Below are 14,950 nucleotides of genomic sequence, written 5' to 3' on the forward strand. Positions count from 1 at the left end.
GTCCAGGAGGGGTACGTGCCGCCTCACCCAGGTTCGACGCGAGGTCCCGTATCGTGGGCACTACTTCCCCCGAAGACACGAAGGGGAATGTTCGTATGCGACGCGTCCTAGCCGCCGCCCTGCTCGTAACGGCCGCGGGCTGCGCGAGTGCACCCGCAGAGCCCGCCACCGACGGGCCCGCCGCCGACACCGACAAGATCGCGTGGGGGCCGTGCACCGACATCAAGCGCCCGGACGGCGAGCCACCGGCACAGCAGGACGCCTCGGTGCGCTGCGGGAAGCTGGCGGTGCCCCTCGACTACTCCCGCCCCGACGGCGACAAGCTGGAGCTGGCGCTCATCAAGCTGTCGGCCACCGATCCGAAGAAGCGGCTCGGCTCGATGGTGTTCAACTTCGGCGGGCCGGGCGCCTCCGGCGTGGACACCCTCGACCAGGCCGCCAAGGTGCTCACCACCCTGCGCGCCCACTACGACCTGGTCAGCTTCGACCCGCGCGGCGTCGAGCGCAGCGCGGGCGTGCGCTGCGGCGACAGCGCGCAGATGGACCGGTTCGTCTCCCTGGACACGCTGCCCACCAACGCGCAGACCCGTCAGGAGAGCCAGGACGCCAACAAGGAGTTCGCCCAGCTCTGCCAGCAGCACTCCGGCAAGGTCCTCCCCTACGTCGGCACCGTCAACGCCGCCCGTGACATGGACCGCATCCGCGCCGCCGTCGGCGACCCCAAGCTCAACTACGTCGGGATGTCGTACGGCACCCAGCTCGGCGCCGTCTACGCCACCCAGTTCCCCAAGAACGTGGGCCGGATGCTGCTCGACGCGCCGCTCGACCCGACGGTCACCTTCGAGCAGCGCACGCTGACCCAGACCCGCGGCTTCCAGCAGGCGTACGAGAGCTTCCTGCGCAGCTGCGTCAAGGGCGGCTGCGAGGTCGGCAAGGACGTGACCGCCGCGAACGCCAACGTCGAGAACCTGATGAACCAGCTCACCACCAAGCCGCTGAAGGTGGACGGCCGCCAGCTCACCCAGGGCCTGGCCTCCACCGGCGTGGCCGCCGCCCTGTACTCGGAGCTGACCTGGCCGTTCCTGGAGAAGGCGCTCGGCGAGGCGCTGAAGGGCCACGGCGAGGCGCTGATGTACCTGGCCGACTCCTACACCGGACGCTCGGAGGACGGCACCTACTCCACGCAGATGACCAGCTTCCCGGCCATCACCTGCGTGGACACCGCCGAGCGGCCCAGCGAGGCCGAGCTGCGGCGCACCGAGGCGGCGGCGCTGCGGATCTCGCCGCTGTTCGGCAGCGAGGGCTCGGGCGGGCTGTGCCGGGTGTGGCCGGCCAAGGGCAGCAACGAGGCGCGGCACGTCAACGCCACCGGGTCGGCGCCGATCCTGGTCGTGGGCGGCAAGGGCGACCCCGCCACGCCGTACCAGTGGGCGCCGCGGCTGACGGCCCAGCTCAGGACCGCGCGGCTGGTGACGTACGAGGGCGAGGGGCACGGGGCGTACCTGTCGGGCAGCAAGTGCGTGCAGGGGCTGGTGGACGCGTACCTGGTGGAGGGCAAGCTGCCCGCCAAGGGCGCGACCTGCCCGGCGGCCTAGTGTGTGACGGGTGACCGACAACGACACCTTCATCGCCCGGATCGAGGGCGAAGCCGCGCGGCTGGCGGCGCTGGCGAGCGATCTGTCCGTCCCGGTGCCGACGTGCCCGGGATGGACGATCGGCGATCTCGTCACGCATGTCGGCCGGACCCATCGCTGGGCGACGTACGTGCTGCGCAACCGGGTCCAGGAGCGCGTCTGGTCGCGCGAGGTGCCCAGCGGCCTGGCCGAGGGCGCGCACGGCGACGCCGCCTGGCTCATGGAGGGCGCCGCCGCCCTCCTGGACGTGCTGCGCACCACCGATCCGGACCTCGCGGTGTGGACGTGGGGCCCGGACCGGCGGGCCGGATGGTGGGCGCCCAGGATGCTCTTCGAGCTGGTGATCCATCGGGCCGACGCCGAACTCGCACTCGGCCTCGACCCTGAGATCCCGGCGGCGACCGCCGTGGACGGCGTCGAGGAGTTCCTGCACAACCTGCCGTACGCGACCTGGGTGACCAGGTCGCTGGCCGGGCTCGGCGCGGAAGGGGCCACGATCCACCTCCACGCGAGCGACCTCGACGGCGAGTGGACCATCACGCAGGGCGCCGACGGGGCTGTCAGCTGCGAACGCGGCCACACCAAGGGCGACGCCGCCGTACGCGGCCCGGCGAGCGAGCTGCTCCTGGTGCTCTACGGTCGGCGGCCCCCGCGGTCGCCGGCCGTCTTCGGCGACCACGACCTGCTGACCCGCTGGCTGGCGGCCGCCGCCTTCTGACGCTTCTGACGCTTCTGACGCGAACCCCCTGCCGGGGGAAGGGGCCCTGGACGCGCCGCCGCTCGGCGATCGGCGGCGTGTCCAGGGCGGGTGAACCGCTTCCAGGCGGGACGGCCCGCGTCGCGCGGCCCCGGTTCGGCGGGGAAGGTGCTTCCCCGGGGGCGCGATCGCGGCGAGGTCCCGCGAGCTCCGGCGGCGTCCGCCGCCGAAGGGCTCACCTGCGGTGGAAGACTCCGAACAGGCTCCCCGACACGTCACGCAGATAGGCGAAGTCGGTGCCGGCGCCGTCGTCGATCACCTTCATCTCGACCTTGCCGCCGAGCGCCTCGCTCTTGGCGCACGCGGCCTCGACGTCGGCGACCTGCACGTGGAACACCGCGTGGGCGGGGAAGTCGCCCTTGTTGTTGAACAGCCCGCCGCCGGGCCGCTCGCCGCCCGGGTAGCCGATCATGCGGTAGTCGAGCGGGCCGTCGTCGTCGCGGCTGAACGACCAGCCGAACAGCTCGCCGTAGAAACGTTCGGCGCCTTCGGGGTCGTCGGTCGCGATCTCGAACCAGGTCACCGTGTTGTCCATCATCGTCTCCTCGTCTTTCGAACAAGACAACGATGTATCGCTATGGCGACAACCCTATGTCGGTGTTTTCGCATGATTAATCGAGCATGGTTCCGCGGACCACCATCTCCGGGACGTCGGGGGCGAACCCTTCGAGCGGCCGCTCGGGGCAGCGCTCGACGGTGACGACGGCCGCGGCGATGCGGTCGAGCCGGAAGACGCGGACGTCCTCCCGCAACCGGCACCACGCCACGAGGTACCAGAAACCGCCGCGCCCGCCCAGGAACACCCCCGGCTCGACGTCGCGCGAGGTGAGCGCGCCCTTGGCGTCGGCGTAGTCGAGCCTGAGCACGCGCCGCCGCAGCAGCGCCTCCTCGATGGCCCTGGAGATGCCCTCGGCGCCGAGCGGCCGGGTCGGGGAGCCGGGCTCGGGCGGCTCGCTGACGAGCTGCACCCGCCGCGCCAGCTCCCTGGCCAGATCGCCCTCGGGCCCCGGCATGGCCGAGACCACCTTGCGTAACGCGCTGCGGGCCTGGCGGCCGAACGGCTGGTCGCCGGCCTGGCTGAGGGCCACCGCGATGGCCACCGCCTCGGCCGGGGTGAAGTTGAGCGGGGGCAGCGACATCTTCTTGTCGAGGGCGTAGCCGCCCCTGCGACCGGGCTCGGCGTAGATCGGCACCCCGGACCCCTGCAACGCGGTGATGTCGCGCTCGATGGTGCGCACGCTGACCTCGAACCGCTCGGCGAGCTCGCGGGCGGAGCGGCAGCGTGGCGCGATGGCGCGCAGGTCCTCGACGAGCGCATAGAGCCGGTCGGTACGGTTCACAGCCGGAACGCTACGCGCCGCCACCGACAATCACCGGCTCCGCGCGGCCTCCGCGACAACGACCTGGCTCGGCCGCCACCCAGGGCTCACCCCGCCGTCCACTCCAGCAGCCGGTCCAGGGGCCAGGTGTTGACGATCCGCGCGGCCTCGATCCCGCACCGGGCGGCCCGCTCGCAGCCGAAGCGCTGCCAGTCGAGCTGCCCGGGAGCGTGCGCGTCGGAGTCGATCGAGAACACGCACCCCGTCTCGTACGCCAGCCGCATGAGCCGCTTGGGCGGGTCGAGCCGGTCGGGCCTGGAGTTGATCTCCACGGCGACCCCGAACCGCCGGCACGCCTCGAAGACCAGCTCGGCGTCGAACTCCGACTCCGGCCTCTTGACCCCGCGCTCACCGCCCGCCCGCACGACCCGCCCCGTGCAGTGGCCGAGGACGTCGACCAGGGGGTTCGCGACGGCGGTGACCATGCGGCGGGTCATCTCCTCGCGGTCCATGCGCAGCTTGGAGTGGACGCTGGCCACGACCACGTCGAGCCGTCCGAGCAGCGCCGGGTCCTGGTCGAGCGAGCCGTCGAGGTGGACGTCGACCTCGATGCCGGTCAGGATCCGGAAGGGCGCCAGCCGCTCGTTGAGCCCGGCCACCACGTCGAGCTGCCGCTCCAGCCGCTCGGCCGACAGTCCCTTGGCCACGGTCAGGCGTGGCGAGTGGTCGGTCAGCGCCCAGTACTCGTGCCCGAGCCCCCTGGCGGCCTCGGCCATCTCCTCGATCGGCGAGCCGCCGTCGGACCAGTCGGAGTGGCTGTGCAGGTCGCCCTTCAGCGCCTCGCGCAGGGCCGCGGTCTCGGCGTCCAGCTCGACGCCCTCGGTGGCCCGCAACCTACGCAAATACGTCGGAACCTGACCGTCGAGCGCTTCGTTGATCACGAGGGCGGTGACCTTGCCGATGCCGGGGAGGTCGCCCAGCCCGCCGGCTCCGGCCAGCCGCGCGAGCTCCCCTTCCGGCAGGTCGTCCACGACCGCGGCCGCGCGACGGAACGCGCGGACCCGATAGGTGGGCTCACCTGCGCGTTCGAGCAGGAAGGCGATCTCGCGCAGGGCCTGGACCGGTTCCATGAGTCATTCATACCCGAGCGGACGACGACCGGCATTGAACAGGGGCGAAGCGCACCGATAGGCTGATTCGCCCAGGAAAGCAGGAACCACATGGCACAACCGCCGCGCATGCCGGCTCCCCCACCCCCACGCAAGTCGTCCAAGGCCGTCCCACTGACCATTCTCGGGGTCCTGTCGGTGATGCTGGTGGGCTACTGCGCGGCGACCCAGGACGACGACGACGTCACCGCCGACTGCGTGGTGCAGCTGGAGGACGGCACGTACGAGGTCGTCGACGACGACTACTGCGACGACGACGGCGGCAGCGGCGGCGGGTCCCACTACTACGCCGGTTCGCGCGGCGCGTACATGTGGTATTACGGCGGCCGCCGGGTCGGCAACCGCATGCAGGGCGGCACCACGTACCGGCCCTCCGACGTGAACATCTCCAGCCGCAGCGGCAAGTCGATCCAGCGCGGCGGCTTCGGCAACAGCTGGGGCGGCGGGAGCTGACGTGCGCCGCGAGCATGGCATCGCCCGTCCCGGCTGGGAGAAGACGATCGAGAGCCAGGGCCTGGCCTACCACCGGATAGCCCACCCCGAGGGCCTGAGCAGGCCCTACTGGGACGAGTCGGTCCACTACGTCCTGTCCCTGGAGGAGGTGGAGTCGCTGGAGGAGCAGGTCGAGGAGCTGCACGGCATGTGCCTGCGGGCCGTCGAGCACGTCGTCTCCACCGGCCGCTACGCCGACTTCGCCGTCCCCGAGTGGGCCAGGGACGCCGTGGCCCGCTCCTGGGAGCGCCGCGACCCCCACCTGTACGGCCGCTTCGACCTGCGCTACGACGGCACCGGCCCGGCCCGGCTGCTGGAGTACAACGCCGACACGCCGACGTCGCTGGTGGAGTCGTCGGTGATCCAGTGGTTCTGGTTGCAGGACGTCCACCCCGGCGACGACCAGTGGAACTCCCTGCACGAGCGGCTCATCGAGCGCTGGCGCGAGCTGCCGCTGCCGCCCGGCCCCACGCACTTCGCCTTCACCAACGCCGACGAGACGGGCGAGGAGGCCATGACGGTCGCCTACCTGCAGGAGACCGCCGAGCAGGCGGGCCGGCGGACGGTCGCCGTCGCCATGGAGGACATCGGCTGGGACGAGCTCAACCGCCGTTTCGTCGACGCCGGGGAGGAGATGATCCGCTCGGCGTTCAAGCTCTACCCCTGGGAGTGGATGCTCGCCGACGACTTCGGCCGGCACGCGGTGCGCCACTCCACCTGGATCGAGCCGCTGTGGAAGTCGCTGCTGTCGAACAAGGCGCTGCTCGCCGTGTTGTGGGAGCTCTACCCCGGCCATCCCAACCTGCTGCCCGCCTACCTCGACGGGCCGCGCGAGCTGACCTCCTACATCGCCAAGCCGCTGCTGGGCAGGGAGGGCGCCTCGATGCGCATCGTCACCCCCGAGGGCACCCAGGAGACCCCGGGCCGTTACGGCCGGGAAGGCTACGTCTTCCAGGGGTTCGAGGCCCTGCCCGCGTTCGAGGGCCAGCGGCCGGTGCTCGGCGCCTGGGTGGTCGCCGACGAGGCCGCCGGGCTCGGCATCAGGGAGACCACCGGCCTGATCACCGACGACACCTCCTCCTTCGTCCCTCATCGCATCGCGAACTGACGCACCCCCGTGATTGGAAATGACGTGACCCTTCTCGAAGTCCTGGCCCGCGGCGCCGGCGCGATCGCCGCGTACGCGGCCGTCGGCGTGATCCTGCTGATCGTCGGCTTCTACGTGATCGACTGGGCCACGCCCGGCAAGCTGAGCGAGATCATCCGCACCCAGCGCAACGCGAACGCGACGCTGCTCACGACGTCCGCGCTGGCGGCGATCGGGCTCATCGTGGCCGCGTCCATCTGGTCCTCCGGCGGCCGGCTGGCCGAGGGGCTCGCGGGCACGGCCGTGTTCGGGCTGGTCGGCATCGTGGTGCAGACGGTGGCGATGCTGGTGTTCGACAAGGTCGTCGGGATCTCCGTACGCGAGCTGGTGAAGGAGCCGGAGCTGCAGCCCGGCGCGCGCCTGCTGGCGGTCACCCACGTGGCGATCGGCCTGATCACGGCGGTTGCGGTCATCTGAAACACCACCGTTCCGGTCATCGGAAGCGACCTGGCACTCTAGGAGGCGTGACAGACCGGACCCGGGAGGACACCACGCGAAGGCTCGAGCGCGCCATGGGCGCGCTCGGCACGGCGGCGATGGCCCGCATGGACGACCAGCTCCCCTGGTTCCGGGCGCTCAGCGCCGAGGACCGCTCGTGGGTGGGCCTGGTGGCCCAGGCCGGCATCGCCGCGTTCGTGGAGTGGTTCCAGCACGCCGGCGAGAACCGGCCGACGCCCAGCATCGAGTTCTTCGGCACGGCCCCGCGCGAGCTCAAGCGCTCGATCTCGCTCCAGCAGACGGTCGACATCGTCCGGATCGTGGTCGAGGTGGTCGAGGCCCAGACCGACGAGCTGGCCGCGCCGGGCGGCGAGGACCAGCTCCAGCAGGCCATGCTGCGCTACACCCGCGACGTGGCCTTCGCCGCCGCGCACGTCTACGCCCGCGAGGCCGAGGCCCGCGGCTCCTGGGACGCCAGGCTGGAGGCGCTGATCGTCGACGCGCTGGTGCGCGGCGAGGTCGACGACGGCCTCCACTCCTGGGCCGCCGCCCTCGGCTGGACCTCCTCCCCCGTCGTCGTGATCGCCGGGCACGCCCCCGACGACGACCCGCGCGCGGTCATCGACGGCCTGCGTGACAAGGGCCGCCGCATCGGCATGGACCTGCTGGCCGGCGTGCAGGCCGACCGGCTGATCGTGATCGTGGGCGGCGCCGACAGCGTCCACGACGCGGCCCGGCAGGTCGTGGCGCGCTTCGGCGTGGGCCCGATCGTCATCGGTCCCGAGGTGCCCGACCTGCACGCCGCCGCGCGGTCGGCGCGGGCCGCGCTGGCCGGGCTGAAGGCGTCCGCGGGCTGGCCGGACGCCCCCAGGCCGGTGCACGCCGAGGACCTGCTGGCCGAACGCGCCCTCGACGGCGACGCCGACGCCAGGGAGCAGCTCATCGAGAACGTCTACCTGCCGTTGGCCGGCACACCCCTGCTCGATACGCTGGCCACCTACCTCGAACAGGGCACCTCCCTGGAGGCGACGGCGCGGCTGCTGTTCGTGCACCCGAACACGGTCCGCTACCGTCTGAAGAAGATCACCGAGCTCACGGGCTACCAGCCCACCGAGGGCAGGTCGGCCTTCACGCTGCAGGTCGGTCTCATCCTGGGCCGGCTTTCCGAAGGCGCTGCGGCATGGCGGGCCCTAACGTAACATTCCCGAAATCTTCACTGTAGGGTTCCTACAAAGCACCCGGGACAAAGTTCGTACGGATCTCCATCCGCGTGTCGAAGTTCTACAGGGCATGGTGGTTTTTGTGCTTGTACTCGTCGCTCCGGGCCAAGGCGCCCAAACCCCAGGCTTCCTGACCCCCTGGCTTGAGTTGCCCGGTCTGGCCGACAGACTCGGCGCCTGGTCGGAGGTCGCCGGGATCGACCTGGTGGCCTACGGCACCACCGCCGACGCCGACGAGATCCGCGACACCGCCGTGGCCCAGCCGCTGCTGGTGGCCGCCGCGCTGGCCGCCGCCGAGGCGCTGGGGGCCTCCCCCGACGTGCTGGCCGGCCACAGCGTGGGCGAGTTCGCCGCGGCCGCGCTGGCCGGGGTGCTCACCTCCGAGCAGGCCCTGGGCCTGGTCCGCGAGCGCGCCCAGGCCATGGCCAAGGCCGCCGCCGTCACCGAGACCGGCATGACCGCCGTGCTCGGCGGCGTGGAGGCCGACGTGCTGGCCGCGATCGAGCGTCACGGGCTGACCCCGGCCAACATCAACGGCGCGGGGCAGATCGTGGCGGGCGGCACGCTGGAGCAGCTCGCCGCCTTCAAGGACGACGCGCCCGCCCGTGCCAGGCTCATCCCGCTCAAGGTGGCCGGCGCGTTCCACACCGAGCACATGGCCCCCGCCGTCGACGCCCTGCGCGAGGCGGCCTGGAACGTCGTGCCCGGCGACCCGCAGGTCACGCTGCTGTCCAACGCCGACGGCCGGCCGGCCGCCGGCGGCGCCGAGTTCGTCCAGCGGCTCATCTCGCAGATCAGCAGCCCCGTCCGCTGGGACCTGTGCATGGCGACGATGGCCGAGCTGGGCGTGACCAAGATGATCGAGCTGCTGCCCGGCGGCACGCTGACGGGGCTCGCCAAGCGCGGCCTGCGCGGCGTCGAGACCGTGGCGCTGAAGACACCCGACGACCTCGACGCGGCCAGGGAGCTGATCAAGTGAGGATCCCCGACATCGCCCCCGGCGCCCGGATTCTGGCCCTCGGCCATTACCAGCCGGACAACGTCGTCACCAACGACGACCTGGCCAAGACCATGGACACCAACGACGAGTGGATCCAGTCCCGCGTCGGGATCAAGGAGCGCCGGGTCGCCTCGGCCACCGAGTCCGTCGAGGACATGGCGGTCCAGGCCGGCGGCAAGGCGCTGGCGGCCAGCGGCCTGACCCCCGACGAGGTCGACCTGGTGATCGTGGCCACCTGCACGCTGGAGACCCAGATCCCCAACGCCGCGGCGGTCGTGGCCCACCGGCTGGGCATCAAGTCCCCGGGCGCCTTCGACGTCAACGCCGCCTGCGCCGGCTTCTGCTATGCGCTGGCCACCGCCAGCGCCGCCGTCCGCGGCGGCGCGGCCAGGAACGTGCTGGTCGTCGGCTCGGAGAAGCTGTCGCAGTGGGTCGACTGGACCGACCGGTCCACGGCCGTGATCTTCGCCGACGGCGCCGGCGCCGCGGTGGTCGGCCCGACCGACACGCCCGGCATCGGCCCGGTCGTCTGGGGCAGCGCCGGCGACAAGTCCGAGGCCATCGCCATCGCCGACCGGACGAAGTTCCTCGCCCAGGAGGGCCAGACGGTCTTCCGCTGGGCCACCGCGCTGCACCCGGTGGCCCTGGAGGCGTGCGCCCGCGCCGGGGTCGACCCCTCGGAGCTGGCGGCGTTCGTCCCCCACCAGGCCAACCTGCGCATCATCGAGGCCATCGCGCGCAAGCTCGGTGCCGACAAGGCCGTCATCGGCCGTGACATCGTCACCGCGGGCAACACGTCGGCGGCCTCCATCCCGCTCGCGCTCTCGCGGATGCTGGAGCGCGGCGAGGTCCGCTCAGGCGACCTCGCGCTCATCCTCGGCTTCGGCGCCGGTCTGACCTATGCGGGCCAAGTGATCGAGATTCCGTAGGATCCGGTACGGCTCCCGCCGTACCTCAGCTCGTACGGCGGAAGCCGTACAGAAACCAGAAAATGAAGGAGAAGTAGCGACATGGCTGCCACCGAGCAGGAGATCCTCGCGGGCCTCGGCAAGATCATCAACGAGATCACCGGCATTCCGGCCGGCGAGGTGACCCCCGAGAAGAGCTTCGTCGACGACCTCGACATCGACTCCCTGTCCATGGTCGAGATCGCCGTGGCCGCTCAGGACGAGTTCGGCGTCGAGATCCCCGACGACCAGCTGAAGAACCTGAAGACGGTCAAGGACGTCCTCAACTTCATCCAGGCCTGACACCCAGCAGTTCTGACCAGTAAGGAGCGCGAAAACGTGAGTGCGAACCGGGTACGTGTCGTCGTCACCGGGCTCGGCGCGACGACGCCCGTCGGTGGAGACGTCACCTCGACCTGGACGGCGCTCCTCGCCGGTCAGTCGGGTGTGGAGACCCTCACCACGGAGTGGATCGACTCCGTCCCCGTGCGGTTCGCGGGGACGGCGGCGGTCGACCCCACCGAGGTGCTGCCCCGCCCCGAGTCCCGCCGTCTCGACCGCAGCGAGCAGTTCGCCCTGGTCGCCGCCAGGGAGGCCTGGCAGGACGCCGGCGCCCCCGAGGTGGCCCCCGAGCGCCTGGGCGTCGTGGTCTCCAGCGGCATCGGCGGCATCAGCACCACCCTGACCGCCTACGACACGTGGAAGGAGCGCGGCTGGAACCGGCTGTCGCCCTTCACCGTGCCGATGCTCATGCCCAACGGCCCGGCCGCCTGGATCGGCATCGACCTGGGCGCCCAGGCGGGCGTGCACGCCACCGTCTCCGCCTGCGCCTCCGGCGCCGAGGCGATCGGCTACGCCATGGACATGATCCGGCTCGGCCGCGCCGACGTGGTCGTCGCCGGCGGCACCGAGGCCGCCATCCACGGCCTCAACATCGCCGCCTTCGCCGCCGCGCGGGCGATGTCCACCCGCAACGACGACCCGCAGGGCGCCTCCCGGCCGTGGGACCGCGACCGTGACGGGTTCGTGCTCGGCGAGGGCGCCGGCATCGTGGTGCTGGAGTCCGAGGAGCACGCCAAGGCGCGCGGCGCGCGCATCTACGCCTACGCCTCCGGCGTCGGCTACTCGGCCGACGCCCACCACATCACCCAGCCCGAGCCCGAGGGCCGCGGCATCATCATGGCGATGACGCAGGCGCTGACCGACGCCGAGATCACCGGCCTCGACGTCAAGCACGTCAACGCGCACGCCACCTCCACCCCGGCGGGCGACGTCGGCGAGGTGCAGGCCGTGGCCAAGGCCATCGGCACCCACCCGCTGGTCACCTCGACCAAGTCCATGACCGGTCACCTGCTCGGCGGCGCCGGCGGCATCGAGTCCGTCTTCACGATCAAGGCGCTGCAGGAGCGGATCGTCCCGGCCACCATCAACCTCGACAACCTCGACGACGGCATCGAGGTCGACATCGTGCACGGCGCGAACCGCTCGTTGCCGCAGGGCGACATCGCCGCGGTCAACAACTCCTTCGGGTTCGGCGGGCACAACGTGACCGTCGTCTTCAAGGGGGCTTGATGACCGTACTGGACAGCCGGGTGGTGGGTGAAGGCTCCGGCCAGGAGCCCGCCGACCCCCGCGATCCAGTCGTCCGCCTGGCAGCGCTGCTCGACGAGGGCTCGCTGCGGCTCATCACCCCGCAGGACAACAGCGGCGTCCTGGCCGCCATGGGCAGGATCGAGGGCGTGCCCGTCGCCGCCTTCTGCAGCGACGCGCGCTTCCAGGGCGGCGCGATGGGCAGCGAGGGCTGCGAGCACATCGTGCACGCCTACGACGTGGCCGTCCGCGAGCGGGTGCCGGTCATCGGCATCTGGCACTCCGGCGGCGCCCGGCTCGCCGAAGGCGTCGAGTCGCTGCACGCCGTCGGCCGGGTGTTCGCGGCCATGACCAAGGCGTCGGGCGTCGTGCCGCAGATCTCGGTGGTCGTCGGCCCGGCGGCCGGCGGCGCCGCCTACGGCCCCGCGCTCACCGACCTGGTGATCCTGGCCGACACCGGCCGCATCTTCGTGACCGGCCCCGACGTCGTGCGCAGCGTCACCGGCGAGAACGTCGACAGCGAGGCGCTGGGCGGCCCCGAGCCGCACAGCAGGCGCAGCGGCGTCGTGCACGTCGTCACCAAGACCGAGGCCGAGGCCTACCTCCAGGCGCGCCGGCTCGCCACGCTGCTCGGCCACCAGGGCCGGGTGCGGCCCGGCGCGGTCGAGGAGGTCGACTTCTCCTCGCTGCTGCCGGAGTCCGCGCGCCGGGCCTACGACGTCAAGCCGCTGGTCAACGGCCTGCTCGACGAGGCCGGCGTCGAACTGCACGCCAAATGGGCGCCCAACGTCGTCACGTCCCTGGGCCGTCTCGGCGGCCGGACGGTCGGCGTCGTCGCCAACAACCCGTTGCGGCTGGGCGGCTGTCTCGACGCCACGTCCGCCGAGAAAGCCGCTCGCTTCGTACGTATGTGTGACGCCTTCGGAGTGCCGTTGGTTGTCCTCGTGGACGTACCGGGTTACCTGCCGGGCGTCGGCCAGGAGCACGACGGCGTCGTCCGGCGCGGCGCCAAGCTGCTGCACGCCTTCGCCGAGGCGTCGGTGCCCCGGGTCACCGTGGTCACGCGCAAGGCGTACGGCGGGGCGTACATCGCGATGAACTCGCGGGCGCTGGGCGCCACCAAGGTGTTCGCCTGGCCGACCACCCAGGTGGCGGTCATGGGGGCGGTGGCGGCGGTGCGCGTGCTCAAGCGGCGCGAGCTCGCCGCCGCGCCCGAGGACGAGCGGCCGGCCCTGGAGCAGCGGCTCGCCGAGGAGCACGAGCAGCTCGCCGGCGGCCTGGCCCGCGCCCAGGAGCTGGGCGTCATCGACGAGGTGATCAAGCCCGCCGAGACGCGCGGCGCCATCGCCAAGGTGCTCGCCCAGGCCACCCCGGCCAGGGGCGCCCACGGCAACATCCCGCTGTAGAGGTCAGATCCACGCGAAAGGCCCCGCACCGCGACCCGGTGCGGGGCCTTTCCGTTGTTCGGGAAGCCGGACGGCTCCAGGGCATGACGTGCTTGCCGCGGGCCGCCCCCGGCAGGCGCTGGGCGGGAGGCGGGACGGGTCAGACGGCGGCGTGCAGCCAGCGGACGGGAGCGCCGTCGCCGGCGTACCTGAACGGCTCCAGCTCTTCGTCCCACGGCCGGCCGAGCAGCTTGTCGAGCTCGTCCTCCAGCACGCACCGGCCCTGGGCGGCCATCATCATGGCGGCACGCAGGCGGTCTTCGGGGATCATGATGTCCCCGGCCGCGCCGATGACCGCCGTGAAGGCGCCGAGCGTCGGCGTGTAGGCGTGCCTGGAGCCGTCGACGCCGGGCGAGGGATCCTCGGTGATCTCGAATCTCAGGCGCTGCCAGCCCATGAGGGAAGAGGCGATGGCCGCCGCGATGCCGGCGCGGCCCTCCCACTCCGCCTGCGCGCGCACGACGTTCGGCGCGGCTGGTTGCGGTGTCCACGTCAGATCAACGGGCACGCCGAGGACACCCGCGACTGCCCATTCGATGTGAGGGCACAGCGCGGGCTGAGCCGAGTGGACGTAAAGCACGCCACGAGCAGACACCGGACCTCCCGTTTCGGTACGAGGTGCGCCTTCCCCAACGGCCTCGCCCCGGGATGATCACAAGTGACTAGGGGAAGACTACCGTCGGTCGCCATCGGACACCAGAGGGGGGCCATACCAAGTTGGTGCGGGCGTGTCACGTGACAGTTGTGGCGGGCGGGGAAACAACCGGCTCATGGACATGCAATCTGTCGGCGAGGCGTTCATCCGGCCAGGTCAGGTGCTGGTCGACCGGGGCGCGGTGTCGGCCGCCGCCCGCTGGACGCAGGCGGTCTCCGAGGCCGACGGGGTCACCGTCCTGCACCTGTCGGCCGGGGTGGACCCGTGCGAGATCACCGCCGAGCTTCGTGACCGGGGCTTCCGGGCCTCACCCAACCACGTGCTCACCGGCCAGCCGTTGTTCTTCGGCGGGCCGGCGTCCCGGCCGTTCCCCACGCCGCCCGTATCGTTCAGACCGGCCAGGTCGCGTTCGGACGTGGTGGTGGCCCTGCTCGACACCGGCGTGGCCAAGCACCCGTGGTGGTCGGGCAGCGACTGGTACTCCAGGCTCGGCCCGGAGAGCGCCGACGCGGCCCAGGGGGCGCAGGCCGGGCACGGCACGTTCGTCGCCGGCCTGCTGGCCCGCCGGGCCCCGGGTGCCAGGCTCAGGGTCCGCCGGGTGCTCGACGGCGACGGCCTGGGCGACGAGGCGACCGTGGTGCGCACCCTCCACCGCATGCGCGAGGACCCGCCCCAGGTGCTCAACCTCTCCTTCGGCTGCCACTCCTTCGACGACCGGCCGCCGCCCCTGCTGGCCGACGCCATCGGCGCGCTGAAGGACACCGTGACGGTGGCCTGCGCCGGCAACACCGCCTCCGACCGGCCGTTCTGGCCCGCCGCCCTGCCGTGCGCGGTGGGCGTGGCGGCCCTCGACGCCGCCCAGGAGCGCCGCGCGCCCTTCTCCGGGTACGGCACCTGGGTCGACGCCTGCGCCCGCGGCGACTGGCTGACCAGCAGTTTCCTGGACACCGGCGAGTTCGCCGGCTACGCGGCCTGGAGCGGCACGTCGTTCGCCACCGCGCTGGTGTCGGGGGCCGTGGCCGACGCCGCCCGGCGCGAACCGGCCAAGGAAGCCGTCGAACGACTGCTCGACCCCCGGCAGTCCCGGCAAATTCCCGATCTGGGAGTTCTCGTACCCACGAGTCTGTAGAGTTTACG

At 72.0% G+C, this 14,950-nt stretch carries 16 protein-coding genes; 12 read left to right on the plus strand and 4 right to left on the minus strand.

The genetic code is table 11. The features are described from left to right. The first annotated feature begins 95 nt into the window (after positions 1 to 95). The gene (locus ACWEJ6_RS08955) at positions 96 to 1,595 is read left to right on the plus strand and encodes an alpha/beta hydrolase (RefSeq protein WP_452422531.1); all 1,500 of its coding nucleotides are present in this window, start codon (positions 96 to 98) and stop codon (positions 1,593 to 1,595) included. Positions 1,596 to 1,605: 10 nt separating this feature from the next. After that, the gene (locus tag ACWEJ6_RS08960; protein ID WP_387663668.1) at positions 1,606 to 2,352 is read left to right on the plus strand and encodes a maleylpyruvate isomerase family mycothiol-dependent enzyme; all 747 of its coding nucleotides are present in this window, start codon (positions 1,606 to 1,608) and stop codon (positions 2,350 to 2,352) included. A 214-nt stretch (positions 2,353 to 2,566) separates the two neighbouring features. Here ACWEJ6_RS08960 and ACWEJ6_RS08965 read toward each other — a convergent pair whose 3' ends face one another. From ACWEJ6_RS08965 to ACWEJ6_RS08975, 3 genes are all read right to left on the minus strand, one after another. Continuing rightward, positions 2,567 to 2,929: a VOC family protein gene (locus tag ACWEJ6_RS08965; RefSeq protein WP_358284308.1), complete on the minus strand. Its 363-nt coding sequence runs from the start codon at positions 2,927 to 2,929 to the stop codon at positions 2,567 to 2,569. A gap of 73 nt (positions 2,930 to 3,002) precedes the next feature. Continuing rightward, the gene (locus ACWEJ6_RS08970; RefSeq protein ID WP_387663664.1) at positions 3,003 to 3,731 is read right to left on the minus strand and encodes a helix-turn-helix transcriptional regulator; all 729 of its coding nucleotides are present in this window, start codon (positions 3,729 to 3,731) and stop codon (positions 3,003 to 3,005) included. An 86-nt stretch (positions 3,732 to 3,817) separates the two neighbouring features. Continuing rightward, positions 3,818 to 4,840, minus strand: a complete 1,023-nt coding sequence (locus tag ACWEJ6_RS08975) for a PHP domain-containing protein (RefSeq protein ID WP_358284304.1) — start codon at positions 4,838 to 4,840, stop codon at positions 3,818 to 3,820. A 90-nt stretch (positions 4,841 to 4,930) separates the two neighbouring features. Here ACWEJ6_RS08975 and ACWEJ6_RS08980 point away from each other — a divergent pair, with 90 nt between their 5' ends. The 9 genes from ACWEJ6_RS08980 to ACWEJ6_RS09020 all read left to right on the plus strand — a co-directional run bounded on the left by ACWEJ6_RS08980 (position 4,931) and on the right by ACWEJ6_RS09020 (position 13,119). Then, entirely contained in the window at positions 4,931 to 5,332 is a 402-nt protein-coding gene (locus tag ACWEJ6_RS08980) for a hypothetical protein (protein WP_397163294.1), read from the plus strand. Between the two features lies 1 nt (position 5,333). Next, on the plus strand, positions 5,334 to 6,479 hold the full coding sequence (locus ACWEJ6_RS08985; RefSeq protein WP_452422535.1) for a glutathionylspermidine synthase family protein: 1,146 nt from the start codon (positions 5,334 to 5,336) through the stop codon (positions 6,477 to 6,479). Between the two features lie 24 nt (positions 6,480 to 6,503). Then, positions 6,504 to 6,935 carry a DUF350 domain-containing protein gene (locus ACWEJ6_RS08990; protein ID WP_352323647.1) on the plus strand — a complete coding sequence of 144 codons (432 nt, stop codon included), beginning with the start codon at positions 6,504 to 6,506 and terminating at the stop codon, positions 6,933 to 6,935. A gap of 95 nt (positions 6,936 to 7,030) precedes the next feature. Continuing rightward, complete coding sequence (locus tag ACWEJ6_RS08995) at positions 7,031 to 8,155, plus strand: PucR family transcriptional regulator (RefSeq protein WP_352358034.1); 1,125 nt, start codon at positions 7,031 to 7,033, stop codon at positions 8,153 to 8,155. 103 nt (positions 8,156 to 8,258) lie between these two features. Next, on the plus strand, positions 8,259 to 9,155 hold the full coding sequence (locus tag ACWEJ6_RS09000) for an ACP S-malonyltransferase (protein ID WP_387663656.1): 897 nt from the start codon (positions 8,259 to 8,261) through the stop codon (positions 9,153 to 9,155). Further along, positions 9,152 to 10,105: a beta-ketoacyl-ACP synthase III gene (locus tag ACWEJ6_RS09005; protein ID WP_452422537.1), complete on the plus strand. Its 954-nt coding sequence runs from the start codon at positions 9,152 to 9,154 to the stop codon at positions 10,103 to 10,105. Before ACWEJ6_RS09000 ends, ACWEJ6_RS09005 begins: the two co-directional genes overlap by 4 nt. A gap of 81 nt (positions 10,106 to 10,186) precedes the next feature. Further along, positions 10,187 to 10,426: an acyl carrier protein gene (locus ACWEJ6_RS09010; RefSeq protein WP_125639869.1), complete on the plus strand. Its 240-nt coding sequence runs from the start codon at positions 10,187 to 10,189 to the stop codon at positions 10,424 to 10,426. A gap of 36 nt (positions 10,427 to 10,462) precedes the next feature. Continuing rightward, positions 10,463 to 11,695, plus strand: a complete 1,233-nt coding sequence (gene fabF, locus ACWEJ6_RS09015) for a beta-ketoacyl-ACP synthase II (RefSeq protein ID WP_358284293.1) — start codon at positions 10,463 to 10,465, stop codon at positions 11,693 to 11,695. Next, positions 11,695 to 13,119, plus strand: a complete 1,425-nt coding sequence (locus ACWEJ6_RS09020) for an acyl-CoA carboxylase subunit beta (RefSeq protein WP_452422540.1) — start codon at positions 11,695 to 11,697, stop codon at positions 13,117 to 13,119. Before fabF ends, ACWEJ6_RS09020 begins: the two co-directional genes overlap by 1 nt. A 139-nt stretch (positions 13,120 to 13,258) precedes the next feature. Here the strand turns inward: ACWEJ6_RS09020 and ACWEJ6_RS09025 are convergent, their stop codons facing one another. Then, positions 13,259 to 13,753: a DUF3145 domain-containing protein gene (locus ACWEJ6_RS09025; protein ID WP_352323642.1), complete on the minus strand. Its 495-nt coding sequence runs from the start codon at positions 13,751 to 13,753 to the stop codon at positions 13,259 to 13,261. A 175-nt stretch (positions 13,754 to 13,928) separates the two neighbouring features. Here ACWEJ6_RS09025 and ACWEJ6_RS09030 point away from each other — a divergent pair, with 175 nt between their 5' ends. Then, the gene (locus ACWEJ6_RS09030) at positions 13,929 to 14,942 is read left to right on the plus strand and encodes a S8 family peptidase (protein WP_452422542.1); all 1,014 of its coding nucleotides are present in this window, start codon (positions 13,929 to 13,931) and stop codon (positions 14,940 to 14,942) included. Positions 14,943 to 14,950: the final 8 nt, after the last annotated feature.

Source organism: Nonomuraea sp. NPDC004702 (genome assembly GCF_053601695.1).